Origin of the sequence: Holdemania filiformis, assembly GCF_003459085.1 — a bacterium.
GTDB classification, from domain to species: domain Bacteria; phylum Bacillota_I; class Bacilli_A; order Erysipelotrichales; family Erysipelotrichaceae; genus Holdemania; species Holdemania filiformis.
In genome coordinates this window covers 180,138-205,443 of sequence record NZ_QRUP01000004.1, presented here as the reverse complement: position 1 = coordinate 205,443, position 25,306 = coordinate 180,138, and the positions used below count along the sequence as shown (strand labels likewise).

The 25,306-nt window shown below is 50.9% G+C and carries 22 protein-coding genes and 1 other annotated feature; of the genes, 4 read left to right on the top strand and 18 right to left on the bottom strand.

The window, feature by feature from the left end; all coding sequences use genetic code 11:
* Positions 1-57: 57 nt before the first annotated feature.
* The 10 genes from DWY25_RS05280 to DWY25_RS05240 all read right to left on the bottom strand — a co-directional run bounded on the left by DWY25_RS05280 (position 58) and on the right by DWY25_RS05240 (position 11,854).
* Positions 58-1,656, bottom strand: coding sequence for an ABC transporter substrate-binding protein (locus DWY25_RS05280; RefSeq protein ID WP_117894368.1), 1,599 nt, complete (start codon positions 1,654-1,656; stop codon positions 58-60).
* Between the two features lie 193 nt (positions 1,657-1,849).
* Positions 1,850-3,232 carry a M14 family zinc carboxypeptidase gene (locus tag DWY25_RS05275; protein WP_117894367.1) on the bottom strand — a complete coding sequence of 461 codons (1,383 nt, stop codon included), beginning with the start codon at positions 3,230-3,232 and terminating at the stop codon, positions 1,850-1,852.
* 88 nt (positions 3,233-3,320) lie between these two features.
* Positions 3,321-4,049 carry an ABC transporter substrate-binding protein gene (locus DWY25_RS17930; RefSeq protein ID WP_261795719.1) on the bottom strand — a complete coding sequence of 243 codons (729 nt, stop codon included), beginning with the start codon at positions 4,047-4,049 and terminating at the stop codon, positions 3,321-3,323.
* 201 nt (positions 4,050-4,250) lie between these two features.
* Positions 4,251-4,925, bottom strand: coding sequence for an ABC transporter substrate-binding protein (locus tag DWY25_RS17925; RefSeq protein WP_244925932.1), 675 nt, complete (start codon positions 4,923-4,925; stop codon positions 4,251-4,253).
* Positions 4,926-5,089: 164 nt separating this feature from the next.
* Entirely contained in the window at positions 5,090-6,685 is a 1,596-nt protein-coding gene (locus DWY25_RS05265; RefSeq protein ID WP_117894366.1) for an ABC transporter substrate-binding protein, read from the bottom strand.
* Between the two features lie 156 nt (positions 6,686-6,841).
* A complete protein-coding gene (locus DWY25_RS05260; protein WP_006059831.1) occupies positions 6,842-7,846 on the bottom strand; it encodes an oligopeptide/dipeptide ABC transporter ATP-binding protein in 1,005 nt (334 codons plus the stop codon).
* 3 nt (positions 7,847-7,849) lie between these two features.
* Positions 7,850-8,818 (bottom strand): ABC transporter ATP-binding protein, encoded by a 969-nt coding sequence (locus tag DWY25_RS05255; protein ID WP_117894365.1) that lies wholly within the window; start codon positions 8,816-8,818, stop codon positions 7,850-7,852.
* Positions 8,819-8,832: 14 nt separating this feature from the next.
* On the bottom strand, positions 8,833-9,684 hold the full coding sequence (locus DWY25_RS05250; RefSeq protein ID WP_006059834.1) for an ABC transporter permease: 852 nt from the start codon (positions 9,682-9,684) through the stop codon (positions 8,833-8,835).
* A gap of 13 nt (positions 9,685-9,697) precedes the next feature.
* The gene (locus DWY25_RS05245) at positions 9,698-10,663 is read right to left on the bottom strand and encodes an ABC transporter permease (protein WP_006059835.1); all 966 of its coding nucleotides are present in this window, start codon (positions 10,661-10,663) and stop codon (positions 9,698-9,700) included.
* A gap of 309 nt (positions 10,664-10,972) precedes the next feature.
* Complete coding sequence (locus tag DWY25_RS05240; protein ID WP_117894364.1) at positions 10,973-11,854, bottom strand: PHP domain-containing protein; 882 nt, start codon at positions 11,852-11,854, stop codon at positions 10,973-10,975.
* Positions 11,855-11,906: 52 nt separating this feature from the next.
* On the opposite strand from DWY25_RS05240, the gene DWY25_RS05235 reads away from it, so the two are divergent.
* Positions 11,907-12,548, top strand: a complete 642-nt coding sequence (locus DWY25_RS05235; protein WP_181981709.1) for a YggS family pyridoxal phosphate-dependent enzyme — start codon at positions 11,907-11,909, stop codon at positions 12,546-12,548.
* Positions 12,549-12,597: 49 nt separating this feature from the next.
* Here DWY25_RS05235 and DWY25_RS05230 read toward each other — a convergent pair whose 3' ends face one another.
* On the bottom strand, positions 12,598-12,948 hold the full coding sequence (locus DWY25_RS05230; RefSeq protein ID WP_117894362.1) for a hypothetical protein: 351 nt from the start codon (positions 12,946-12,948) through the stop codon (positions 12,598-12,600).
* A 130-nt stretch (positions 12,949-13,078) separates the two neighbouring features.
* Between DWY25_RS05230 and DWY25_RS05225 the strand changes: the two genes are divergently transcribed.
* Positions 13,079-13,660: a manganese efflux pump gene (locus DWY25_RS05225; protein WP_117894361.1), complete on the top strand. Its 582-nt coding sequence runs from the start codon at positions 13,079-13,081 to the stop codon at positions 13,658-13,660.
* Here DWY25_RS05225 and DWY25_RS05220 read toward each other — a convergent pair.
* Positions 13,644-14,774, bottom strand: coding sequence for a pyridoxal phosphate-dependent aminotransferase (locus DWY25_RS05220; RefSeq protein WP_181981708.1), 1,131 nt, complete (start codon positions 14,772-14,774; stop codon positions 13,644-13,646). The two genes, DWY25_RS05225 and DWY25_RS05220, sit on opposite strands and share 17 nt — an antisense overlap.
* A 97-nt stretch (positions 14,775-14,871) precedes the next feature.
* Here DWY25_RS05220 and DWY25_RS05215 point away from each other — a divergent pair, with 97 nt between their 5' ends.
* Positions 14,872-16,107: a pyridoxal phosphate-dependent aminotransferase gene (locus DWY25_RS05215; RefSeq protein WP_117894377.1), complete on the top strand. Its 1,236-nt coding sequence runs from the start codon at positions 14,872-14,874 to the stop codon at positions 16,105-16,107.
* A gap of 146 nt (positions 16,108-16,253) precedes the next feature.
* On the opposite strand, the gene DWY25_RS05210 is transcribed toward DWY25_RS05215, so the two are convergent.
* Positions 16,254-17,189 carry an RloB family protein gene (locus DWY25_RS05210; RefSeq protein ID WP_181981707.1) on the bottom strand — a complete coding sequence of 312 codons (936 nt, stop codon included), beginning with the start codon at positions 17,187-17,189 and terminating at the stop codon, positions 16,254-16,256.
* A 1-nt stretch (position 17,190) separates the two neighbouring features.
* A complete protein-coding gene (locus DWY25_RS05205) occupies positions 17,191-18,573 on the bottom strand; it encodes an AAA family ATPase (protein ID WP_117894358.1) in 1,383 nt (460 codons plus the stop codon).
* Positions 18,574-18,860: 287 nt separating this feature from the next.
* On the opposite strand from DWY25_RS05205, the gene DWY25_RS05200 reads away from it, so the two are divergent.
* The gene (locus DWY25_RS05200) at positions 18,861-20,105 is read left to right on the top strand and encodes an MFS transporter (protein WP_117894357.1); all 1,245 of its coding nucleotides are present in this window, start codon (positions 18,861-18,863) and stop codon (positions 20,103-20,105) included.
* Positions 20,106-20,244: 139 nt separating this feature from the next.
* Here the strand turns inward: DWY25_RS05200 and DWY25_RS05195 are convergent, their stop codons facing one another.
* The 4 genes from DWY25_RS05195 to DWY25_RS05180 form a co-directional block, all read right to left on the bottom strand.
* Positions 20,245-20,823, bottom strand: a complete 579-nt coding sequence (locus tag DWY25_RS05195) for an ECF transporter S component (RefSeq protein WP_117894356.1) — start codon at positions 20,821-20,823, stop codon at positions 20,245-20,247.
* 263 nt (positions 20,824-21,086) lie between these two features.
* Positions 21,087-22,451, bottom strand: coding sequence for a radical SAM/SPASM domain-containing protein (locus DWY25_RS05190; protein WP_117894355.1), 1,365 nt, complete (start codon positions 22,449-22,451; stop codon positions 21,087-21,089).
* A gap of 95 nt (positions 22,452-22,546) precedes the next feature.
* Positions 22,547-23,104, bottom strand: a complete 558-nt coding sequence (locus DWY25_RS05185; protein ID WP_181981706.1) for a TetR/AcrR family transcriptional regulator — start codon at positions 23,102-23,104, stop codon at positions 22,547-22,549.
* A 101-nt stretch (positions 23,105-23,205) separates the two neighbouring features.
* Positions 23,206-24,798 carry an ABC transporter substrate-binding protein gene (locus DWY25_RS05180; protein WP_244925931.1) on the bottom strand — a complete coding sequence of 531 codons (1,593 nt, stop codon included), beginning with the start codon at positions 24,796-24,798 and terminating at the stop codon, positions 23,206-23,208.
* A gap of 133 nt (positions 24,799-24,931) precedes the next feature.
* Positions 24,932-25,187 (bottom strand) — a binding site (T-box leader).
* Positions 25,188-25,306 lie beyond the last annotated feature (119 nt).

Below are 25,306 nucleotides of genomic sequence, written 5' to 3'. Positions count from 1 at the left end.
TGACCATAAGAAAAAGACACGCCCCTTATGAGCATGTCTTTAAGAATCTAATATGAATTATTCAGCGCGGTATGTGTAGGTGTATTCCGAAGAAGCTGTCTTATCATCCAGTTCCATTGGCATACCCTTCATTTCCTTCTTGATCGCATATTTGTAGCCGTTGTCGATAATTGGGATGATCGGCAGGTCAGCACGCATGATCTTCTGGATTTCCTTGTAGCATTCGATTCTTTCTTCTTCGTTCGACAGCGTAACACCCTTGTCTAATAAAGCATCCAGTTCCGGATTGGAATAGCCAGCCATATTCATCGAAGTACCTGTCTGAACACGTCCGGAAACACCCGAAATATCCGGTCCCTGATAGCCCGCTAACATTGTGATTTCAAAGTCGCGGTTAACCTGAACCTTATCCTGCCAAGCCGCCATTTCCATCATGTTGATCTTCAGATCGATGCCGGCTTCTTTAACATTCTGCTGGATAATCGCAGCCAGATCTTTCCAGTTGCCGCTTTCGAAAGCGTCTAATGTTACATGCATATAATAGCCGTCAGCATCTTTCGTATAACCCGCTTCTTCCAACAGCTTCATAGCTTCTTCTACATTTCTCTTAGGAAGTTTGGAATCTTCATCCAAGTACTTCGTGAAAGCATGTGAAATCATGTATTCAGAAGGTTCGCCATTGCCGCCCGCAGTTCTATCCCAGCAGCCCTGGTTATCAATCGCTAAAGCGAAAGCTTCACGAACACGCTGATCCTGGAAGCGTTCGTCTTTCAGGTTGAATGTGATGTAAGTCCGGTTAATGCCCATTTCTGAATAGAATGTATAGTTATCATTGCCATCCAGATCATTCGCATGAGCAGCTGGGATCATACTGCAAAGATCGTCAACTTCACCGTTCATGAAGGCTTCCCACAACGTATTGTCGTCAGAAATGATTGCGAATTTCAGCGTCTTGGCAATCGCCTTATCACCCCAGAAATCTTCGTTGCGTTCCAACGTTACATACTGACCAGCTTTGTATTCAACAAATTTGAACGGGCCGGTTCCGACTGGATTCTGGTTGTATGGGTTAGTCGCCGTATCGGTGCCTTCATACAGATGCTTCGGCATAATGAACGTGCCGTACCAGGCCAGCTTCGCGATGATTGAAACGTCCGGTGTTTTCAGGTTCATGACAACCGTGTTGTCATCCGGGCATTCAATGCTTTCAATGTTGGACAGGTTGTCAGCTTTCGCCCACTTTTCAGCGATTGCGGTATCGTAAGTCCACTTAACGTCAGCCGAGGTAAACGGCTCGCCGTCATGCCACTTAACGCCATCATGCAGGTGGAATGTCAGCTGCATACCGTCTTCGCTGAACTCATAGGATTCAGCCAAGTCCAAGTTGATTTTTGTATTGCTGCCCAATTTCACCAGACGGTTAAAAATATTCTGGTTGATCGGCCAAGCGCCGTCATCGGACTTGAAGTCCGGGTTGAAGCTCTGCGGATCCTGTGATGTGACCATGATCAATGTCTGATCCGTAGGAATTCCGCTGTTTTCGCCGTCTGTCTGTCCGCCTTCATTGGACGTGCCGCCATTGCCGCCATTACCGCAGCCTGCAAGCATCATCGCCATGGCCAGACACACAACTAAAACTTTTAGAAGTTTTTTCATGTATTCTTTCCTCCTCTATCGATTGTGTTTGAAGCAATCGTTAGTCTAATGATAAACGATTTTTAGTGAAATGTGAAGGATTTGTGATAATTGAAAATGTGAAATTTTAAAATTTTCGGTAAAATTCATGAAATTATTCATTGAACAATGTAAGAAATGAAAACAAGGAAGATCAACTTCCTTGCTTCGACAGTTAACGATGTTTTTGCAGATAATCCGCCACCAGCATGCCGCTTTCCAGCTGCACGGCGATCAGCTTGCGGATTGGGATAACCTGATAATGCAGTTCTTTTTCCGCGATTTCCGCCCGCTTGGCAAATTCCTTTTCACCCTCGTCATGAATGCGCTGCAGCCGTTCTGCGGCTTCCGGACTTGGGTTCTTCGCCAGCTCATGCTCGCAGGCGCGGATTAAGAGCGTCCACTGCAGCAGGACGCGGTACTTCGGGATCTCCAGATTGTCAAACGCTTCCGATTCCTTACATGGATCGTCGTAATTCGGATCCTGACGAATGAAATCACATTCCTGACGGTAGTCTTCCTCAAAATGCTCATAGCCGTTGCTGACCATCTTGGCGAAGCTGTTGTCGCCGCTGATCAGATCGGCGATTTGATCGTAGCGGGCTTTGACAGCCTTGCGGTTTTCATGCAGGATTTCACGGCCTTTGAGCGCGGCTTCGCGGCGTGAGAAATCCATCAGCTTATCGCTCTGGATGCGCGGCTCGTAGAAATACGGCAGTTCCGTGACCAGCGTCGTCGTATCATAGCCCTGCTGACTGGCGTAGTCGGCGCTGCTGGTGCCGGTTGACATCAGCTTCTCCGGAGCAACCGTGCCGTATTTTTCGTTGTAATCATAGGTATCCTTGGAGCTGATCATCGGATAGATCGCCTGCGAGAACGGCGTGATGTAGTTCACTTCCGGCTCGCCCAGATGCAGAGGAATATTCTGCTTCGCCGTGGCAGCGTAGAACTTGTCCCACAATTCCGGGATTTCCCGGGTCAGATACCAGTAGGTGCCCCCAAAGCCGGCGTTATGCAGTGAATACATAAACTGCGGCTGGATCTTGTCGATCAGATTCATCAAACAGACGGTCTCCGGAATCGGCGTATCATAGGTATAGTTTTTATAGTGGAACGGGAAATTCCATTCGACCTGTTCATACCCGGCCGGACGGAAATAATGGCGGGTGAAGTTGGTCAGCGTGATCGGTCCCTTGAACCAGCCTTCGTTGAGCTGCGTACCGTCAAGATCGATGCTCTTGATCAAATACCAGGTATAATCCAGCTCCTTGCGCAGATCTTCGTTTTCAGCCAGCGCGCGTGAGAAGTATTCCAGCAGCATCGCGCCCATCGGTTCGTTCGGATGCGGACAGCCGAACATCAAAGCGTTGCGGCTTCCCTGGCCGATCTTCAGACAGTAAATCGGATGTCCCTTACGGGATTTTCCAGCTTCGAAAATCTCGACAATTCCTGGAAATTCCGCCGCCAGCCGTTTAGAGTTTTCATCCATCTCATCCACAGTCAGAAATTGTTGATAATCCGGAATGTTGTCAATCAGTTTTTGAATAAAATCAGCCATGTTCAATTCTCCTTTTTTATTTTTCTTCCCGATAACCCAGGAAACAGGCAAATCGATAGGGATTTGCCTGTTCTTTTTATCGTTTGGTTTATTGTGGATCCATCCAGACCTTCGCCATTTCATACGTACCGTACAAGCTGGCCATCTCCGGCTCAAACGGACTGTTGTGAATATAGCTCTTCACTGGGTAAACCGCGGTGAAGTCCTTCAGGATCACGATCGGCACATCGTCGTGCATGATCTGCTGGGCTTCTTTGTAATACGGCGCGCGTTCTTCTTCCGAGAACACCTTGACGCCTTCGTTCAGCGCTTCATCCAGCGCCGGATTGTTATACTTCGTCAGATTCAGCGAGCCTTCGCTGTGCACGCGGTTGCGGATCGCGGAAACATCCGGGCCCTGACCGCCGGAGCATAAGGCGATGTCAAAGTTGTAATCGTCGATGACCTTGGTCATCCACGCACCCATTTCCAGAACGTTCAGCTTCACGTCGATCCCGACCTGCTTCAGGCTGTCCTGAATGACGATCGCGGAATCCTTGAAATCGCCGGAGTCAAACGTCGTCAGCTCACAGCTGAAGTAAATTCCGTTGGCATCCGCGGTATAACCGGCATCCTCAATCAGCTTGCGGGCCGCTTCCACATCGCGGGACGGAATCTTGGCGTCTTCATTCAATGCCCACGGATACATCGGCGAGATGTAATATTCGGATACCGCGCCGAAGCCTTTGGCCGCCTTGTCCAGCACAGCCTGGCGGTCGACCGCTAAATCCACAGCCTGACGCACGCGCACGTCATGGAACGGATTATCTTCACCGATATTGAACGAGAGCTACGTCCGGGAACTGGAAACATACTGATAAACATTGTAATGCTCAGGATCGTCGATCAGTTCCTGCAGATCGGACGTCGGAACGCCGCTCTGCATGTCGTCGACCTCGCCGTTAAGATACGACTGGTACGCTGTCGACGCGTCCGGGATGATCGAGATGATCAGCTTGTCTAAATACGGCGCACCATCCTAATAGTCTTCGTTGCGCTCCATTTCGATGGAAACGCCCGGCGTGTATTTTACAAATTTAAACGGGCCGGTGCCGATTGGATGCATGTTGTGTTCATTCTGCGTCCAGTCCGTACCTTCATACAAATGCGCCGGCATGATCCAGGTCCCCAGCCAGCTCAATACGCTGACAACGGAAGCATCCGGCTGCTTCAGATGGAAAACTGCTTTATAATCACCGTCAGCGGTGACGGAATCGATCATATTTAACGTATTGGATTGATAGCCTTCCTCCAGAACCTTGGTAAAGGTCCAGACGACATCGTTGGAGGTAAACGGCTCGCCGTCATGCCATTTTACATTTTCACGCAGATTAAAGGTCAGCTCCATTCCATCCTCGCTGAACTCCCAATCCGTAGCCAGATCCGGCACCACATGGTTGTCGACGGTCATCTTCACCAGCCGGTTAAAAATGTTGTACGTGGCCGGCAGCTGCAGATCGTCCGTTTTCATATTCGGATTAAACGAGTTCGGATCGCCATGACTGCGCATGACATACGTTCCCCCCTGGACCGGCTCGCCGGTTGGCTGCCCTTCATTCCCCGGCTTCGGCGAAGCAGTTCCGCCGCCCGCGCATCCGGTTAAGGTCAGCGCTAAGCATAACATCACCAGAACGCTTTGAAACAGTTTTTTCATATTATTTTGAATCCTTTCTTTTCTCCCCTAGAGATTAATTTCAGTTTATCCCTTCTTGTAAATCAAGTCAATCTCTTTTTCATCATTCTTCGCAGTTTTCAGAAAACTCTTTCAGCTAATGAAAAAGAGTCTGCGCACAAACTCTTTTTCCTGAATATTTCTGCTTATTCTTCGACCCAGACACGGGAGAATTCATTGGAAGCCACCGTGTGAATGCCTTCTTCAGAATATGGATGTCCATGAATCGTATTGCGGACGGCAACGGTGAACGTCGCTTCCTTAACCGGAACGATCGGCAGTTCTTCTGCCAGGATCGCCTGCGCCTGCTTGTAGATCTCTGCCCGGGCAGCCTGATCCGTCGTGATCGCGCCTTCGTCCAGCAGAGCGTCCAGTTCCGCGTTCTTGCAATGGGCTAAGTTAAACGCGCCGGCGGAATGCACGCGCATCGAGATCGCCGAAGCGTCCGGTCCCTGCGATCCGGAAAGCATGGCCATCTGGTAATCGCTGTCGACCTGAACCTTCTGCTGCCAGGTGCCCATTTCCGTGATGTTCAGCTTCACGTCAATCCCGATTTCTTTCAGATTCTGCTGCAAAACTGTCGCAGTATCCTTGAAATCGCCGCTGTCAAAAAGATCCAGCGTTACGCTCATATAAATGCCGTTAGCGTCGGCCGTATACCCGGCTTCTTCCAGCAGCTGACGGGCTTTTTCCACATCCCGTTCCGGAATCGTCACCTCGTCGTTCATCGCCCAGGCAAAGACCGGCGTCATGTAATACTTCGGCACCGCGCCGATGCCCTTCGCCGCCTTATCCAGAACTTCCTGGCGGTTGATGCCAAGGTTGACCGCTTCGCGCACGCGCACATCGTTAAACGGTTCTTCATCAAAGTTAAAGGTCAGATACGTGCGGTTGTTGGATGCCCGTTCGTAAACGGTGTAATCCGGATCGGCTTTTAAGCCGGCGATTTCGTTGCTTGGGATATTCAGCATCAGATCGTCGACTTCACCGTTCATGTATGCCTGGAAAGCCGTGTTGGCATCCGGAATAATCGTGATGACCAGCTTATCCAGATACGGTGCGCCCATGAAGTAATCGTCATTGCGGACCAGCGTGATCGCCTGACCCTTTTCATAGCTTTCAAATTTGAACGGGCCGGTGCCGATCGGATGCATATTGGCCTCGTTGGCCGTCCAGTCGGTGCCTTCATAGATATGCTTCGGCAGAATAAACGTCCCCAGCCAGCCTAACGAGCTTAAAATAGCGGCGCTCGGGGAGCTCATCTGAATGACGACCGTGTTGGCGTCCGGGCAGGTGATTTCTTCAATCATTTTGAAGCTGTTGGACTGGAAGCCTTCGGTGCGGATCATATCCAGCGTCCACTTGACGTCTTCCGAGCTGAACGGTTCGCCGTCATGCCATTTCACATTCTCATAGAGATGGAATGTCAGCGTCTTGCCGTCTTCGCTGAATTCCCAGCTTTCCGCCAGGTCGGGAATGATTTCGGTCGAAGCCGTCGTCTTCACCAGCCGGTTAAAGACGTTGGTCGCCGTGTAGGTCGCCATGTCGTCGCCCTTGGCATCCGGGTTAAAGCTGCCTGGATCGGTAGCCTGACGGATGATGTAAGTTCCGCCCTGAACCGGGGTCTGTTCGCCCTCGGACGGATTTTCCGGGTTGGCGGCCGGTTCCTTCGGTGCAGAAGAACAACCGGCCAGCATCGCCAGCGCCAACAGCGCAGTCAGTGCTTTTCTTGCAAATTTCATCTTTCTTTCTCCTTGTTTTCTATTTTCTGCTTCCTTGCCGGAGCGGTAAACTCCCCACCCCCAAGACCGTTTCCCACGCGGTCTTGCTCGTGAATGAAGGAAGAAAAGTTCTAAAAAAGGCTCCTCCGTCCGTGACGGGTGAGCCTGAGCCGCTGGTTATTTTTCAGCGTCGTTGCCGACAAAATGACAGGACACGATATGCCCGTTGCCCAGATCGCGGGCTTCCGGATATTCTTTAAAGCACTTCTCGCAGGCCTGATAGCACCGCGGGGCAAAATAGCATCCCGGACCGGTGTTGATCGGGGTCGGCGGTTCGCCCTCAATTTCGATGATTTCCCGTTTTTCCAACGGATCCAAAGACGCACAGTTGGAAATCAGGACCTTGGTGTACGGATGCTGCGGATTGTGCAGAACCTCATCGGTAATGCCCGTTTCCACGATCCGGCCCAAGTACATGACCGCAACCCGGTCGGAAATATAACGGGTTGTCGCGATATCATGACTGATGAAAACCATCGCCGTGTTTTCTTCCTTGCTTAATGTCTGAAGCATATTGATGATATCCGCACGGATCGAAACGTCCAGCATGCTGACCGGTTCGTCCGCAACTAAGAACGTCGGGCGCAGCAGCATGCTTCGCAGAATCGAAATACGCTGCAGCTGACCGCCGGACAGTTCATGCGGATGACGGTAGATATAGTCGGTGGCCGGCGCCATTCCGGCGTCTTCCAGCGTTTTGATCATAATGTTGTGACGTTCTTCATCATTCGCGCCGATCTTGTGCAGCTTCAGCACGCTCATGAAGATTTTTTCAATCGTATACCGCGGATCGAACGTATCGAACGGGTTCTGGAAAATCATCTGGCAGGTCCGGCAGAACGCCAGCCGGTCTTTCTTTTTCAGCTGGGTGCTGGAAACACCGTTGTACAAGATTTCCCCGGCCGTCGGATCTTCCAAATGGATCAGAACACGGCCCAGCGTCGACTTACCGCAGCCGGATTCGCCGATGACGCCTAAGGTTTCGCCCCGTTTCAGTTCAAAGCTGACGCCGTCGACAGCCTTGATCGTCTGCTTCTTGCTGACTTTGCCATCCTGCTTGGTTACCTTTTTCTGGATATACCAGCGGGTCAGGTCTTTTACCTGAATAACTGTATCCGACATCGCTTATTCACCTCCTACCTTGTGGCAGGCAACCTTCCAGTTGCCCTTCTCATTGATCGTCTTCAATTCCGGCTCAACCGTGCGGCACTTTTCAGTTGCGAACGGACAGCGCGGCGCAAAGACACAGCCTGGAATATCCTGGCTTAAATCCGGCAGCGATCCCGGAATCCCGCGCAGGTCATTCTTGGCGCCCTTAAAGGACGGGAACGATTTGAGCAGGCCCTGAGTGTAAGGGTGCTGCGGATTGACTAAGACGTCCTTCGTCTCGCCGCTTTCCATCAGCCGGCCGGCGTACATGACGGCGATCTTCTTGCAGGTCGAGGCGACGACGGAAACGTCGTGGGTAATCATAATCCGGGTTACGTTCAGATTCTGTTCCAGGCTCATGATTTCGCGCAGGATCTGACTCTGCGTAACGACGTCCAGCGCCGTGGTCGCTTCGTCCAGAACCAGTAAGCGCGGATTGTGAAGCAGACTCAGCGCGATCGAAACACGCTGCATCATGCCGCCGGACAGTTCGTGCGGATATAATTCATAAACGCGGTCGGACAGGTTGACAACCTTGAACAGATCGTAAACCCGCTGCTTGATTTCATTTTTGTCCGCATTCGGGAAATGCACGCGGTAAACGTCTTCCATCTGCGCTCCGACCTTGTGGACCGGGCTCAGCGCGCTCATCGACTTCTGGAACACGATCGACAGATCGGTCCAGCGCAGTGCGTCCATTTCATCCTTCGTTAACTTTAACAGATCCTTGCCGTTGTACAGAATCTCGCCGTCGACCTGCGTGATGCGGTGCGGCAGCAGGCGCAGGACGGCGCTGGCCAGCGTGGATTTACCGGAGCCGGATTCACCGACGATGCCGATTGAATCCTGTTCCTCAATTTCCAGGCTGACATGCTGGCAGGCATGGACCTTTTTGTCCTTCATAATATAACGTACATTGACGTTTTTCAGTTCTAATAATGCCATTTTTTCCTTCCTCCCTAGTTATTGGCGTCCATCTTAGGCGAGAGCACGCGGTTGAGGCCGTCACCGATGAGGAAGAATGTCAGAACGGTGAAGACAACGGCAACGCCGGCGAAGGTGGAAATCCACCAGCCCTTCGGCATGTACTGTTTGCCATGGTAGATAATCTGACCCCAGCTGACGACGTTTGGATCACCTAAGCCTAAGAACGACAGGCCGGCTTCGGACAGGATCGCGCTGGAAACGTTCATCGTGGTCTGCGCGATAATCGGGAAAATCCCGTTTGGAATAATGTGCTTGAACATGATGCTGAAGCGGCTTTCGCCCATCGCCTGCGCGCTCTTGACAAACGTTCTCTCCTTTAAGGAGATCGCCTGCGCACGCATTAAACGCGCGTTGCCGGTCCACGAAGTCAGGCCGATAACGATCATGATGTACATGATGTTGCTGCCGAACAGCGCGACGATGATCAGAATCAGGAAGAACGACGGCGTCATCAGGAAGAAGTTCATGAATTCCGAGATGAAGCGGTCGATCTTGCCGCCGAAGAAACCGGCGATCCCGCCGATGCAGGTTCCCAAAATACCGGAAATGCTTGCGGCAACGACGCCGATCATTAAGGATGTCCGCGTCCCATAGATAATTTCGCTCAGAACGTCGCGGCCCAGACCGTCAGTGCCCAGGATATGTCCCGGCGTACCCGGCCCGGCAACCAGCGCGTCATATAATTTATACGGATCGCACGGTGCGATAATCGGCGCGAAGAAAGCGACGCACAATAAGACGATCAGAAGAATGACGCCCATGCGCAGCTGGGAGTTCTTTTTCAACACCCGCATCACAGCCTGAAAAACATTGTCTTTTTTCATAGTTCTGTTCCTCCTAGTCGTAGCGGATCCGCGGATCGATAAAGCCGTAGAGGATATCGACCAGAATCATCGCGATACAGATAACGACGGATGTGACCAGATAAATCCCAGTCAGCACCGGATAGTCACGCTTGGAAATCGAGCTGAACATCAGACGGCCCATGCCCGGCCATGCGAAAACTGTTTCGATTAAGACGGAACCCGAAAGCAGGAATGCCAGCGACATGCCTAAAACCGTAACGGTCGGCAGGATCGCGTTGCGCAGAACATACTTGTTGAAGATCCGGCTTTCTTTCATACCGGTCGCCTTGAACGTCGTAATGAAATCTTCCGACATAACCTGTAAGACGGAAGAACGCGCAATTCGGAAATAATACGGCGTCTGCGTCAGCACCATCGTCGTAATCGGCAGCACCAGATGGCGGCAGACGTCGGCGAAGTACGCAAACCCCTTATAATTGGCCCTGAGGTTCACCATGCCCGAGGTTGGGAACCATTTCAGCGTCGAGGCAAAGATCAGGATCATCATCAATCCCAGCCAGAACCCCGGCGTGGCGTCGAACACATACGAGATACTGCACACAAACTGGTCGAATTTGGACCCGTTCTTACGTGCGGCGTAGATTCCTATCAATGTACCAATGGTGACAGACAGCAGCACCGCGGTTAACGACAGCGCCAGTGTCGGGCCGATCTTCTCGCCGATCAGTTTAATGACGGATTCGTCGCTGATGTAAGAATACCCCAAGTCCCCCTTCGCTACATTGCCAAGAAACATGACGAACTGCTCCGGAATGGATTTGTCCAGGCCATATTTTTGCTGCAGTGCTTCGATCATCTCTTCGTTTGGATTATCCGTGCCCGCCATAATGCGGATCGGATCGCCCGGCGCCAGACGGATCAACGTAAAGTTGAAGCAGACTGACAACAGGACAACGAGAAGACCACTCAATGCACGTTTTCCAATATAACGTTTCATTTCAAGATTTCCTCCTTTTACCTAAAAATCTTTTTCCTCTGTCCTCTCAAACGGGAAAATAAAAATGTAAAATTTTCATAATTTTACATTCAATGAAACATAATTTCATTGCTTTCTATTATACACGAAAATCCGTCAAATGGAATAACTTGAAAGGAATTTTCCCGTTTTTTTTACCTTTTTGCGCCGTTTTTCTTATTTTTTACATTCTTTTTCAGAAAGCGCTTGTAAACATGAACTTGTGCAGTTTTGCCGCCGGTTGTCCGCTTTTTTCTTCATTGAAATAAGCCCGGCGGCCTTGATTTTTCCTCAGCGCCAGTGCGCAATCCGTTCCTTTAACAACATGACGGATTCCGTGCAGTCCCCGTCAAACCCCGTCTTGCCCAGCACGATATTCGGCTTGGTTGCCCCGTGAAAATCACTGCCGAATGTTTCCGCCAAGCCCCACCGCCGGCAGAACTCATGATAAAACTGACGCCCGCGCGCATCGTGATAGGAGCTGTAAACCTCAAAGCCGTCGACCCCGCCTTCCCGCAGGGCTTCAGCCGCCGCTTCGTCCAGCTTGAGGTTCTGCATCGGATGGGCGACGATCAGCGCGCCGCCGCAGGCATGCACATACGCCACAACCTGCCGCCAGTCCGGCAGCCGCAGCTCGGCGTAGCCCCAGCACCCCACGGCCAGCTGATCCCAGTAGAAATTGGCGATCGGATTGGCGCTGCGTTCTCCCGTCTGATACGGCTTTAGATCAGGATGAATCTGCGTTTGAAGCAATTCCTGAGTAATTTCGACGTTGGTGTAAGGCCGCCCGTGCGCCCGCGCGATGATCGCCGCTTCGTCCAGTTTCAGTCCGTAATGTTCCTCGATCAGCGTCAGCCGCTGCTTCCCGGTGCGCCGCAGTTCCTCGATATAGTGATTCTTTAAGCGCGCAAAGCCGGGATCCCGCAGATCGCAGCCATACCCTAATAAATGCACGATATTGCGGCCGAAAAAACAATCGATTTCTATTCCCCGCAGTGTTTCAATTCCCGCCGCAGACGCCTTCGTTTCCAGCTCCAGCGCGCCGTCGATTTCATTATGATCGCTGATCGCGATCAGGTCCAGCTGTTGTTCCCGCGCCAGGCGCAGGATCGTATCGACGGATTCCGTCGCGTCAAAACTGGCGGAGCAGTGGATGTGCAGATCGGCTTTCATCGTTCATTCCTCCTTTGAAAGTGGTATAATATCCCAAGAAAAGAGGGAGATTATGCCGCAGCTTTATGAAACAATCAAGCAACAATGTCAGAATCAATGCGAACTTTTAATCGTATCCAAGCGTCGTTCCGTGGCTCAGATTCAGGCTTACTACGACCGCGGCGCGCGGGATTTCGGAGAAAACCGGGCGCAGGAGCTGCTGGAAAAGGCGCCGCAGCTGCCGCAGGATATCCGCTGGAATTTCATCGGCCACCTGCAGCGCAACAAGGTCCGCGCCGTCCTGCCGTATCTTTACCGCGTCTGCTCACTGGATTCTTTGGAACTGGCCTCCGTTTTGGATAAGGAAGCCGCCCGCCTGAACCGGACGATCGGCGTGCTGGCGGAATTCAATCTGGCGGAGGAATCCACCAAGACCGGGATGGACAAGACACAAGCCTTCGCTTTCTTTGAAGCGCTCCGTCAATTTGAGCATCTGATCCCCGAGGGCATCCTGGTCATGGGACCGCACGTCGAGGACGAAGCCGCCATCGCCGCAGTTTTCCACGAAGCCCGCGCCCTGTTCGATCAGCTGAAAGCGCAGTTCGGCGATTCCCGCTTTACGATCTGTTCGATGGGCATGAGCCACGATTACCCGATCGCCCTGCGCGAAGGCTCGACGCAGCTGCGCTTAGGCACCATTCTGTTTGAGGACTGATCTGTTTTTCAGACAGTCTGCCGGCCGGAATTTTCTTCTGTCCCCGCGATCAGTCGAAAAACGCCCAGCCGCAGTACACATAGACCATATAGATAACGAACCCCTGGATCCCCAGAAAGTTGAAAATCGATTTCAGCTGCGGGAAAACGATGTAGCCCAGATCCCATAACAGGAAAAACATCAGGAAGAACGAGATGACGAGTTTCTTGAACCACGACTCATCTCGTCTTTTTTTATGGATATGCAGACTCAGGCCAAACGCGAACAGACTCACTGCGATCGCAATACTCACCAGCGTCGAGCGGATCGAAACCGGCAGGTAAAGATTAAACAGCCGCACGATCAAGCCGCTGACAATCATAATCAGAAAGGGAATGCCATATCTTCTGGCAAAGCTCATAAACTCACTCCTAACTTCAACGTCCTCTATTATACATGACTTCGACAGAATCTGACAAAGAAAACTTCCCGGGTTTTCGCCTGGTCAGCGCGACAGGCCGCTCATACCCTGACGATAGAGGAGGAGTGTTATGGCCCATCTGATCTTTCTGAGCCTGCTGGTCAGTTTAGACGGTTTTTTCAGCGGATTTACCTTCCGTCTGAAAAAAATCCGGATCTGCCTGCCGCAGCTGCTTTTCATCTCGCTTTGCCCGCTGGTGATCGTCACGGCGGTAATGTTATCCTCGCAGCGCATGACCGCTGGAATTCCAGCCGGCGCAGCCAAGGGATTAGGCTTCGTCTTGTTTTTCTGTCTGGCCTATCTGTCGTTTGCGGACGCGTTAAAAAAGCGCAAATCCAGTCCGCCTACGCTGATTACCATGATCAACAACCCGGCCAGTTCCGATCTGGATCACAACCAGCGGCTGAGCAGCCGCGAAGCGTTGCTGCTGGGTCTGGCTTTAAGCCTGGACAACGCGGTGCTGGGCTTCAGCTTCGCGCTGGATGGCGCGCCGGTGGGATCGACGGCCTTGTGTTTTGCGCTCGTCAATTTCCTGCTGGTCATGGCCGGCAATCTCTGCCCGGGGCTGCCGTTTATCGACCGTTTTGAAAAAGGCAGCGAATATCTGCCTTCGCTGCTGTTTCTGATCCTCGCTTTCAGCCGTCTGCTTTAATCCACTTTTCGATCTGATCCAGCGCCCAGTCCAGCGTTTGCCGGTCCGTACAGACCGACAGCCGCACATGCCCCGCGCCGTGTTGGCCAAACAACGTGCCGGGCAAGACCGCGACGCCGGCCTGTTCCGCCAGCCTGAGCGCAAATTGTTCGCTGGTCAAACCGGTGGAGACAATCGACGGGAAGCAGTAGAAGCTGCCTTCAGGCTGAGGACAGGTCAGACCGATTTCATTCAAACGCTGCCAGCTGTATTCGCTTTGTTCGGCAACGGTCTGCCGCCACGGATCGACAGGCAGTGTCAGCGCGGTGCAGGCAGCCTGCTGCACAAAGCCGGCCACGCCTGAAACCAGGGCTTGATGAGTTTTCAACAGTGCTTCGCCCCAGCGCCGCGGCGCGCTGATCCAGCCCAGCCGCCAGCCGGTCATCGCATACGTCTTGGAAAAGCTGCCGATGAAGATCACGCGATGACGGTAAGGCCGCAGTGCCTTGAAGTTCAGCGGCTTCCAGCTTAACTGTTCGTAAGCCGCATCGACGATCAGCGCCAGATCCTGCTTTTCCGCCAGCGCCGCCAACTGTGTCCAAGTCGCAGCCGACAGGATCTGACCGGTCGGATTATTCGGACTGGCGACAAGAATCGCCCGCGTCTTCACGCTGACCGCGCGCTCCATTGCCGCAAATTCTGGTTGTCCCTGGGCGTCAAGCGGAAAAAAGACCGGCGTTGCCGACGCTAACGCAAGGGCGCTGAGCGTACCGGGATAGCCGGGATCCGTCACCAGCACCTCGTCGCCCGGATTCAACAACCCCAGGCAGCAGACCGCCAGCGCTTCCTGCGCCCCGTCGGTGATCAGGATCTGTTCCGGGCGAAACCGCCAGCCCCGCTGCGCTTTTTCCCGTTCTGCCAGCAGCTCGCGCAGTGATTTCAGACCGGCAGCCGGGGGATAGTGCGTCAATCCCTGCCGCAGCGCCGCAGCCGCGGCTTCTCCAATCCGGGGATCTGTACTTTGAGCCGGCTCTCCCAGCGTCAGTTCAGCCCGCGGGCCTAAATCGTGCAGCCGCTGGGTCCAGGCCCGGATCGGACTGAGCGGCATTTTTCGTACTTCTTCATGAATTCGCATAATTGCCTCCTTCCTTTTCATTGTATGAAAGGTTCTTTTCAATTCCCCGCAATTCAGTTATAATCAAGACATTCAATAAGGAAAGAAGATGATCCCGATGTCTTTTATGAAACAATCCGCCGATCTGCAGCCGATTGAAGATACCGTCTTCGCCGTCGTTTCGATGGCCAAGCAGGATATCGCCGAGCATGGGGCGGACGCCGTCGTCGATGCGACGATCGGTTCGCTTTACGATGAGCAGGGCAAGCTCGTCGCCTACCAGAATGTATTCGACCACTACAACGCGATCGCCAAAGAAGTCAAGGCCGCCTATGCCGCCAGCTTCACCGGCAATCCCGGCTTCCGGACCCAGGTCCGAAACTGGGTGCTGCAGGATCAGCCGGTGACATTAAACACCTCTGTCATCGCTACCCCGGGCGGCACCGGCGCCGTCAACATGACAATGATCAATGTTCTGGAACCGGGACAAACCGTCATCCTGCCGGAAATCTGCTGGGGTTCCTACAATTTAATGGCGGCGCAGGCCGGCTTAAAAACAGCGGCCTACGCAATGTTCGACGGCGATCATTTCAACCTGGATTCGTTTGAAAAGGTCTGCCGCCGCGTGATGAGCGAACAGGGCCGGTTGCTGGCGGTCGTCAACGATCCCTGCCACAACCCGACCGGCTATTCCATGAGCCTTGCGGAATGGCGGCAGGTGGTTCGTTTTCTCAACGAATTGAGCGAGCAGGGACCGTGTGTGATCCTCAACGATATCGCCTATATCGATTACAGCTACAAGGGAACGCACAGCCGCGATTACCTGAGCACCTTGAATGAATTAAGCGGCAACGTCCTGGCTGTGATCGCCTTCAGCTGTTCCAAGACTCTGACTTCCTACGGCCTGCGCTGCGGCGCGGCGGTGATTCTTGGGCAGAACGCGCAGCGTGTGCGCGAAGCTGAGATCGTGTTTGAAAAAACCGCCCGTGCCACCTGGAGCAACATTCCCAACGCCGCGATGGAAAACTTCACCTGGATCACAACCGAAAACCGGGAAGCGTTTGAAGCGGAGAAGCAGATCTACGTCGACCTGCTGAAACAGCGCAGCGGCACGTTTATCCGGGAAGCCGCAGCCTGCGGCCTGGTCCATTATCCTTATAAAGAGGGCTTCTTTGTGACATTGCAGATGCCGGACAATGCGCTGCGGGACCAATATCATCAGAAACTGATCGACCATCATATTTACACCGTCAAGGTTAACAAAGGCATCCGCGTCGCCGTCTGTTCGTTAAGCGTCGCCAAGGTGAAGGGACTGGCCGAACGGATGAAACAGATCCTGGACTCGCTGCAATAAACCACAGTAAGCTTCGTCACTGATAACTTTAGGAATCGTTTCTGAATCTTAACGAAAGTCACTTATATTTCTGCAATTATTGAATATTAAAACAGGGACAAAACAAAGGTATAAGCTTGTTTTTGTCCCTTTATTATTTGGAAGAATTAAGTTCTCAGTTCATGAATTAAAGTTCCTAAATTACTTCCAATCTCATTTTTTAACAAATTGATATCGACGCAATAAGCTGTTGAATTAATAACCGCAGTATCCACTCTGCGGACGATATCCTCTGCATCATATCGGTATTTCTGATAACTGCCACAACGTTTTTTCAGCTCATTTTCCAAGTATCGAGAACGGCTTGACACTTTTGAATTTTCTTTAATTTTTACTGGGTCTAAATTTTTATGATCAGGAAAATGCAGCAGCAGCCAAAACTCAAAGCATGGATTTGTAACATAGAAATCTATTTGTCTTTCTTTGCAAATTTGAACAACCTGATCGTATTGTTCCTCGGAAAAACTCAGCGGATCACGATCGACAATAAGACATATTTTATCAAACCCTTCAGCGTAGGTTAGTTCCTGAATTTGAAGAATTTCAGAAATATGTTCGGCAACATTGATTATTTTTTCTTTTTCCGCAAGTTTTTCCAAGATCTTTATACCCTCAGTTTCCAGGTCTTCCATAATGTCCGATAATTTTTTTTGGTTTTCTTGTATACAGATAAAAACAAGCGAATTCCAAATACTTTGTTTTTGCACTTTACCGCCAGAGAGTTTATGATGCTCATCATAAAACTCTAAAATACAGTTAAAGAAGGATTCATAAGAATATTTTCCACTTTTTGTTTCATCTAAATTTCGAATAATTCGTTCTAAAATTTTCTTAGGGTTGCTCCAGCCTCTTTCATTATAACTGCGAAGAATCGGAATGAGTTCGAGGATAGGATTCATTCCAAGCTCTGTTTTCAATGCATCGATTGCTTCAAAATAAAGAGCCTCTGTTTTTTCACCTTCAAAGACAAGATAAATTTTCTTTCGTACTTCTGAATTTAATAAAACGCGGGAACGTTCCGCAAATTTTCGCTTTTCTCGCATTTTATTTCTCCGTAACAGGAAAAACTGTGCTAAATATAGGAACTCCCCCATATCTTCCTTCAAGATACGCTTTATCTACCTTTTGATCAAAGCGGGTATTATATTCCTCTAAAGAGTAAATGTCGCTGTCACCGCTGTTCTTTTTATTAATAAACCAAACTTCATCCCGGCGCAGCAAATCGAAATCAAGAAGCCGCGATTCGTGCGTTGTCACAATGAGCTGAATATTTTTCTCAGCCGCCAGCTGAAGATAGGTTTTAACAAACTGATAAGATAAAGTTGGATGCAGACAGCGATCTAGTTCATCAACGATATACACTTTTCCTTCCTCTGACAACAGTATTTCGAGCAAATCAAGAATTCGGATCGTTCCATCCGATTCCTCCGATAAAGAAAACAGTGTTTTTTTTGATCCATGGGAAAACTGAATGGTTTTGCAAAGGATTTCACCTTCCGGATTGAATTCCAATGTGAAGAAATCATGACGGCTACGCATGACCACTCCCCATTTCGAGCAATGTGAATTAGCGTTCATCTCAGCAGCTTTCTTTTCAATATTAGTAAGAAGCTCGGAGCGAATTGATTTCGGTATTTCATCAAAAACTTTTTCCACCGGAACCTCAACCAGTTGAAAATCAGTAATGCCTGTTCCAAAAGCGGAAATAAAGCGGCAGATCTTCTCAACGTTTTCGGTTTGCACCATATAAGAATAATCAGAAATCGGCTGGTCTGGAAAATTGATATCCAACTGTTGTTCAAACCATTGGTACACTTCCGCAAAAATCTGAGCTTGTTTGAACTGATGATACAATCCACGTTTATGCTTATTGAGCACGGACAGCATCAGTACGCTGCGGTCATCAGAAATATCATCCGCATAGACCTGCAGCTTATCGTATAAGCTATCAGCTTGGAATTCTTTGGCGAAGGAATAAGTTTTATGTGTCAAATCCCGATCAAAAATCACCTTTTCGCGATTGTCCGGCATCAATTCTACTAACCACTCAGAAACAAATTGTTGTGTGCTTAGAATAACTTCAAATCCGTAAGCATAATAACGATGATTCAATAAGATTTCGGTTTCAAAATAACTCGCTTTCCCTCTATTTTCCGAATCATTTTTACAATACCACGTTGAACTGCCTTTCGGAAATCCGTTGACAATCAAAGTCCGCATGCATTGAATCGCCTTAACTAAATTTGATTTTCCCGCGGCATTCGCGCCATATACAGCCGCAAACTTCAGCAACTTCAATTTATCTGTATCGATCACATGGGCCTTTTTATTTCGAACCTTCCCGGAGATCATCGAAAATTCCTGAGACTGTCCATCATCTCGACTTGAGAAAGATAAGAAGTTCTTTACATTAAACCGGATTAACATAACATATTCTCCTTTATCACCCTTAGCATAAGTGAATATTTCTCTTTAGTCAAACATTATCGTCACGAATTACAGTTTTATTACAAATTTAGTGAGATTTTTTCACATTGAAGTTCTCGTCACCTGTATTTGACACTTACCGTTTACATTTAAATCCACAGCCTTTAAATTAGATCATCTTTCATTTTTTTAATTAATAAATTGATTATTATTATTTTTTGATTAATAAATTTAATTGACAAATTAATCATAGCGTCATATCATGGAACTAACAAGAGGTGGACATCATGAATGAAACGAAAACGCTGAAGCTCTGGAATAAAAACTTTATCCTGCTGTGGCAGGGCACGCTGTTCTCAACGTTCGGCGATGTGCTTTACAGTATCTGTATCGGATATTGGGTCTATGAGAAAACAGGTTCCACCGCGCTGATGGGACTGTTGACAAGCATCTCCATGTTTGTCGCCATGTTCCTAGGCCCCTTCTGCGGGGCGATCATCGACCGCAGCCACCGCAAATGGATCATCGTCGGCACCGATCTGATCCGCGGCTTAACGATGATCGGATTGGGCTTGATCGCCATGAGCAACCATTTAGAGGTCTGGATGGTGCTGGCCACAGCCTTCATCGCCGCCCTGTGCAACGCATTCTTTACCCCGGCTTCGATGACCGTCATGACGGATCTGGTGATGCCGAAGGATCTGGTCCGGGCGCAGTCCTTGTCCGGCGGAATGCGCTCGCTCGTCGCCATGGTCGGCAAGGGCTTAAGCGGGGCGATCATCGCGTTTCTCGGCGTGCCCTTCGTGATTCTGCTCAACGGGATTTCCTTATTGATCTCCGCGTTCACCGAATGCTTCATCGACGTCCCGCGGGCCCCGAAAACCGGGATGCCAATCAACCTGAAAACACTGTTCGCCGATTTGAAAGACGGTGCGCAGTATGTGCTCAACGACCGCTGCTTCCGCCTGATCGTCATCATCTCCGTATCGGCCAACTTCTTCGGTTCCGGCATGGGCGCCGTATTCCTGCCGTTCTGTCTGGGCCGGGGCTTAGATGTCGTGCAGTATGGCTATCTGATGTCGCTGCAGTCGATTTCCGCACTGATCGGCACAATTTTCATGGGCATGCTGAACATCAAACCGGAGCTGCGGATCAAACTGATGTTGTTCGGTTTCCCGCTGAGTTCATTGTTGTTCGCCCTCTGTTACTCGATGCAGACGTTCAATTCCATGGCCTTTACCTTCCTGATCACCTACTTCGTCAGCGCCGTGGCCAACGCGATTCTCAACGCGGCGTTCATGCTGATCATCCCGCGGGAAAAGCGGGCGATGATTTCCGGGTTTATCATGATGGCCTCCAGCGGCGGTCAGGCCTTATCCTCGCTGGCTTTCGGCTTCATCGCTGAATTCGTGGATCTGGGCTTGCTGGGCACCGTTTCCAGTCTGATCTCCATCCTGCCGTTTATCCTGCTGTTTGTCTATCCGGAAATTCAGACCCGCTTCATGCAGGCGGAATTAAGCCCGGAAGTCTGAGCGACAGAATTAAAAATAGAAAACCACCGAAGCGCGCTCTGCCGGTCAGGACAGAAGCCGGTTTCTCCGGTGGTTTTTTTCAGTCTCTTAAAAGATTTGCTGCGCTTTTGGGCGTCCCTGATTTCAGCTAAGCCTGGCTTCACGAATCCTTCCGGCCGTATATACTGGCAAACGGTTTTCTTAACGCCATATATAACAAAGCGGAAACAAAGACGCAGATCACAGCGTTAAAGGCGGTCACGCCACCGGTCCAGGTCAGGATGATCGCCGCCGCTTCGGCGTTAATACCCAGGATAAACCGTTTAAACAAATAGCCGATGATCGGATCGAAGATTACATTGAAGCCCAAGCCGGCCGCCGCGCTCACAGCGGCGATTTTCATCGCTTGCCGGTTATCCTCAGCACGATTCAGTCCCAGCTTCTGTCCCACTTTTCCAGCAAGATAACCGATGCAGAATTTCAGGAAAAATGTCTTCGGCGCCGACGCGACATAGCGCGGATCCAACAGGTCGGCAATCGACAACCCGATCGCTCCGGCAACGCCCCCTTCGACCGGTCCCAGCAGAAACGCTGACACGACCACAATCGCGTTCGCGACATGAATCGCGACGGAAGAGCCGGCCGCCAGCGGAATATCGATCTTCAAATAACTGAAAACAACGTAATTGATCGCCGCAAAAATCGCAATGAACGCCATTGTCCGCGTCCTCTTTGTCATAAATAAATCCCCCTTTGATTTTTATACCTGCCGCGTGATGCAGCATTCGGTTTTCCCCTTCCTGATAGTCGGCGGAAATCCTGTTTCGCGGCCTTTCTTATTGTAATACGAAACGATCAGGCAGGAAAACTTTTTTATGATTTTTCAGTCTCTTTTATGATGATCGTGCTGTCCGATATGACTTTCCCCTCATGAATTCAAGTTTACAAAACAGACATAAAAAACCCGGACCGTTTTCTGCCGGCCGGGTCAAATTGGAATCGTTACTGCTCTTTGTCCGCTTGCGGATGCAGCTCCTGCCAGATCTGCTGCGAACGGATTTGCCACAGCCGGGCATAGTTCTGACATTTCGCGCATAAATGCTCCGCGCTCTCCGGTGATTGCAGATCGGTCGAAACCGCGCCGCTTTGTCTGACCAGCCGCGGCAGGATCTCCGGATTTTCCAGCATCGGACATGGTCGAAGCATATTCTCGTTAAACGGCTGATTGTGATAATAGGCTTTAAACAGCGGACTTTGCAAGGCTTCCAGCAGCGTGTGCTCACGGATATTCATGTTGGAATAATGAATGAACACGCACGGGTCGACGTCGCCGTTGGCATTGATGTGCAGATAACGCCGGCCCCCGGCAATGCAGCCGCCGACATATTCAGCGTCGTTCTGAAAGTCGATGGTGAAAATCGGTTTCGTCTGGCGGAAATGGCGGATCTGCTGGATCATCCAGGCCCGCTGATCGGGAGACGGCATTAACACCTGCGCCGCTTCATTACCGACCGGCATGTAATGGAAGAACCAGGCGAACAGCGCGCCATCCTGAATCATCTGATCAAAATACCGTTCGCTGCTGACGTCCTGCACATTGGCGCTGGTATAACAGGTCGATACGCCGAAAGGCAGCTTATATTGTTTCAGCAGCTGCATCGCTGCGCGGACCGTCGCATAACAGCCTGCGCCCCGGCGGCTGTCGTTGGCTTCCTCAAAGCCTTCCAGCGAGAGGGCCGGCACAAAGTTTTTGACCTCCAGCATCGCTTGACAGAACGCCTCGTCGATCAGCGTACCGTTGGTAAACGCCAAGAATTCACAGTCCGGATGTTTCCGGCAAATCGCAAGCAGATCCTCTTTCCGGACCATCGGTTCCCCGCCGGTATAAATAAACATAAACGTGCCCAGCGCCTTGCCCTGGGTGATGATGGAATCGATCTCGGCCACGCTGAGATTCAGCTGATGACCATACTCCGCTGCCCAGCAGCCGGTGCAATGCAGGTTGCAGGCCGAGGTCGGATCAAGCAGGATCGCCCACGGCACGTTGCAGTCGTTTTCCGCCGAAGCTTCAATCTGACGGGCGCTGCCTTTCAGACTGGCATTAACGATAAAGTTGGTGAAAAACGTCTTGCGCACACCGGCGTCCAAGTCATACAGCTTCAACATCAGATCATACCAATGATTCTTCTGTTCGATCACCCCGCGCACCGCTTTGCGCTGGGACACGTACCAGTCATCGGGACAAACCTGATCGACGAGCTTCATCATCTTCGGAATATTCGCTTCCGGATCCCGTTCCAGATAGGCCAGGGCGGTTTTGACAGCCGTTTCCATCGCGGCGGATTTCATTTTCTCCATGGTTTTCATAATATAGCTTCTCCTTTTCCAGCTGCCCCCATTATAGGGGCGCGGAAAAAAGAAACCCAGCGACAGAAGCCGCCGGGTGTAAAACGATCAGACATTTACGCCGGTTTGCCTGGATATTCAGGCGGCAGCAGCGCGCCGTTTTCCGCCAGTGAAATCAAGCGCCGGGTTTCCTCCTTGAGGTCATAGCGCATATCCTGATCCAGCCAGTCCAGCACCGCTCCCAGAAGCAGGCAGCGGTAAAAATGCAGGACGGCGCGCAGGGCTTCCGGATCGTAGATGGCGTCCAGCTTCATTTGCCGGGCATACGCGTTCAGCGTGTCGCCGATCAAGCCGGTCAAGTGCTGCTGAAACAACTCGCGGCTGGCCGAATGATAAATATGCAGCGCCGCCTCCCGATGTGCCTGACACCAGGCCAGCCCTTGATCCAGACTATCCAGGAGTGATAGCGTATCCCGCTGCTCAGGAAGCAAAGCGGCAGCCTGTTGGGCAAAGATCGCTTCAATCAGAGAAGGAATATCCTCAAAGTAATAATAGAACGTGTTCCGGTTCAGTCCGCAGCGCTCGACAATCTGCGCCACTGTGATTTTATTCAACGGCTTTTCCCGGGCCAGCGTCATAAAGTTATCCATGATCCATTGGCGGGTTCTGATCATCCCCATCACCTCGCCCGCATTATACCATGAGTCAAAAACCAAAAGAAATCCCCGATACGACACAACCGGGGATTTGTTTAGCTGAATTTAGAATTTTCAGCTTATTGTTCGATCCAGACTTCCGAGAACTCGTTGGTGCCCAGCGTCGTGGATTTTTCCTGAGACAGTGGATGATTATGAATCGTCGCTTTGATCGGATAGCTGTAAATTTCATCCGTCACGATGACCATCGGCAGATCGCGCTTCAAAATCTCCTGAATCTGCTTATAGACTTCCCCGCGTTCCGCTTTGTCCGACACGGCGATGCCCTGTTTTAACAGCTCGTCGATTTCCGGATTGGCATATTTGGAAATGTTCAGCGACCCGTTGGAACCGATGCGGTTTTCAATCGCGTTGGCATCCGGTCCCTGCGAGCCGGAATTCATCGCCATATCAAAGTTGTAGTTATCCAGAACCTTCGTCTGGAAGTTGGCGATTTCCGAGATGTTCAGCTTCACTTCGATGCCGATTTCCTTCAGCTGCGCCTGGATGACCGTCGCGGTGTCCTTGAAGTTGCCGCTTTCAAACGTATCCAGCGTGCAGGTGAAGTAATAGCCGTTTTCATCCTGGGTATAGCCGGCTTCTTCAATCAGCTTCTTCGCCGCTTCCCGATCCATGTCCGGAATCCGCGCCGTTTCACTCATCGCCCAGTCAAAGACCGGCGTCATGTACGTTTCCGGGACGCTGCCGATGCCCTTGGCCGCCTTGTCAAGAATTTCCTGACGATCTAACGCCATGTCGACGGCCTGACGCACGCGCACATCCGCAAACGGACCTTCCTTCAGGTTGAATGAGAGATAAACGCGGCCGGTAGCGACGTATTGATACACATTGTAATTCGGATCCTGTTTCAGCGCAGCGATTTCCGAAGACGGGGCTTTGCCGAGAATGTCGTCGACTTCGCCGTTCTGCCAAGCCTGGAACGCCGTTGATTCATCCGGAATGATCGAAACGATTAATTCGTCGATATACGGTGCGCCCTTGAAATAATCCTCATTGCGTTCCATGCGGATCGCAACGCTCTTTTCATAGGAAACAAACTTGAACGGACCGGTGCCGACCGGCTGGAAATTGGCCGGGTTGGTCGACCAGTCATAGTCCGGCGTATCATAGATATGTTTCGGCATGATGAAGGTGCCCAGCCAGCCGATTGTGGCGACGATCCCGGAATTCGGTTCGGAAAGATGGAACACGACAGTATTTTCATCCGGGCAGGTAATTTCGCTCAGCTGCTTGAAGCTGTTGGACTGATAGCCTTCAGTACGGATCTTATCGAAGGTCCACTTGACGTCTTCCGAGCTGAACGGCTCGCCGTCATGCCATTTTACGCCTTCATGCAGATGAAACGTCAGCGTCAGGCCGTCGTCGGAGAACTCCCAGCTTTCCGCCAGATCGCCGACCACTTCGTTGGAAACTGTCTGCTTGACCAGCCGGTTGAAAATATTCTGATAGGTGACCACACCCCAGTCGTCGACTTTTAAATCAGGATTGAAGCTGTACGGATCGCCCGCGCCGCGGACGATGTAGGTTCCCCCGGACACCGGTTCGTCCGACGCAGTCGCCGTCGGTGCGGCGCTGCCCTCTCCCTGAACAGCACACGCTGTTAACATGACGGCGCAGACGCCGATGATGAATTTCTTTACCCAGTTTTTCATTTTCATTTTCTCCTTTTCTGAATTTCAATTAACGTCCAATTCAGAAAACCAGTGCTCCGGAAACCCCGGTTTGTTTCACCTGTTTCACGCCCTCATGCCCCCTTTAATCAAACACAAAAAATCCGCCTTCGTTTTAGAAGACGGATTGATCAATCCGTGGTACCACTCCTATTATCCTGCTTTTAAAACAGGATCACTCTGCGGACATCGTCGCCATGGCGAGAATGTCTTCTTCTGTAACGGGAATTCCCGGCGTCCCCTACTCGGCTTAACCTTTCAGCTCGCTGCTAACAGGGCAGTTGTCCCTGGCGTCCGTACTGCCTTGCACCCTCCGGCAGCTCTCTTAAACCCGACATTCCAGTTTCTCATTTCCTGATCTAGGCATTTGTGTTGATGGGATTAGTTTACCGCAGACAGAAAAACTTGTCAATTCCTTTTTCAAACTTTTCTGAAAATTAATCACACGCATTTGTTTGCACTGTTTTAGTTTTCAGAAAATTATCATGAT

What these genes read in the sequence shown, in the direction of transcription:
- DWY25_RS05280 (WP_117894368.1), bottom strand. Translation starts at nt 1,656, where the DNA reads ATGAAAAAACTTCTAAAAGTTTTAGTTGTGTGTCTGGCCATGGCGATG.
- DWY25_RS05275 (WP_117894367.1), bottom strand. Translation starts at nt 3,232, where the DNA reads ATGGCTGATTTTATTCAAAAACTGATTGACAACATTCCGGATTATCAA.
- DWY25_RS17925 (WP_244925932.1), bottom strand. Translation starts at nt 4,925, where the DNA reads ATGAAAAAACTGTTTCAAAGCGTTCTGGTGATGTTATGCTTAGCGCTG.
- DWY25_RS05265 (WP_117894366.1), bottom strand. Translation starts at nt 6,685, where the DNA reads ATGAAATTTGCAAGAAAAGCACTGACTGCGCTGTTGGCGCTGGCGATG.
- DWY25_RS05260 (WP_006059831.1), bottom strand. Translation starts at nt 7,846, where the DNA reads ATGTCGGATACAGTTATTCAGGTAAAAGACCTGACCCGCTGGTATATC.
- DWY25_RS05255 (WP_117894365.1), bottom strand. Translation starts at nt 8,818, where the DNA reads ATGGCATTATTAGAACTGAAAAACGTCAATGTACGTTATATTATGAAG.
- DWY25_RS05250 (WP_006059834.1), bottom strand. Translation starts at nt 9,684, where the DNA reads ATGAAAAAAGACAATGTTTTTCAGGCTGTGATGCGGGTGTTGAAAAAG.
- DWY25_RS05245 (WP_006059835.1), bottom strand. Translation starts at nt 10,663, where the DNA reads ATGAAACGTTATATTGGAAAACGTGCATTGAGTGGTCTTCTCGTTGTC.
- DWY25_RS05240 (WP_117894364.1), bottom strand. Translation starts at nt 11,854, where the DNA reads ATGAAAGCCGATCTGCACATCCACTGCTCCGCCAGTTTTGACGCGACG.
- DWY25_RS05235 (WP_181981709.1), top strand. Translation starts at nt 11,907, where the DNA reads ATGCCGCAGCTTTATGAAACAATCAAGCAACAATGTCAGAATCAATGC.
- DWY25_RS05230 (WP_117894362.1), bottom strand. Translation starts at nt 12,948, where the DNA reads ATGAGCTTTGCCAGAAGATATGGCATTCCCTTTCTGATTATGATTGTC.
- DWY25_RS05225 (WP_117894361.1), top strand. Translation starts at nt 13,079, where the DNA reads ATGGCCCATCTGATCTTTCTGAGCCTGCTGGTCAGTTTAGACGGTTTT.
- DWY25_RS05220 (WP_181981708.1), bottom strand. Translation starts at nt 14,774, where the DNA reads ATGCGAATTCATGAAGAAGTACGAAAAATGCCGCTCAGTCCGATCCGG.
- DWY25_RS05215 (WP_117894377.1), top strand. Translation starts at nt 14,872, where the DNA reads ATGTCTTTTATGAAACAATCCGCCGATCTGCAGCCGATTGAAGATACC.
- DWY25_RS05210 (WP_181981707.1), bottom strand. Translation starts at nt 17,189, where the DNA reads ATGCGAGAAAAGCGAAAATTTGCGGAACGTTCCCGCGTTTTATTAAAT.
- DWY25_RS05205 (WP_117894358.1), bottom strand. Translation starts at nt 18,573, where the DNA reads ATGTTAATCCGGTTTAATGTAAAGAACTTCTTATCTTTCTCAAGTCGA.
- DWY25_RS05200 (WP_117894357.1), top strand. Translation starts at nt 18,861, where the DNA reads ATGAATGAAACGAAAACGCTGAAGCTCTGGAATAAAAACTTTATCCTG.
- DWY25_RS05195 (WP_117894356.1), bottom strand. Translation starts at nt 20,823, where the DNA reads ATGACAAAGAGGACGCGGACAATGGCGTTCATTGCGATTTTTGCGGCG.
- DWY25_RS05190 (WP_117894355.1), bottom strand. Translation starts at nt 22,451, where the DNA reads ATGAAAACCATGGAGAAAATGAAATCCGCCGCGATGGAAACGGCTGTC.
- DWY25_RS05185 (WP_181981706.1), bottom strand. Translation starts at nt 23,104, where the DNA reads ATGATCAGAACCCGCCAATGGATCATGGATAACTTTATGACGCTGGCC.
- DWY25_RS05180 (WP_244925931.1), bottom strand. Translation starts at nt 24,798, where the DNA reads ATGAAAAACTGGGTAAAGAAATTCATCATCGGCGTCTGCGCCGTCATG.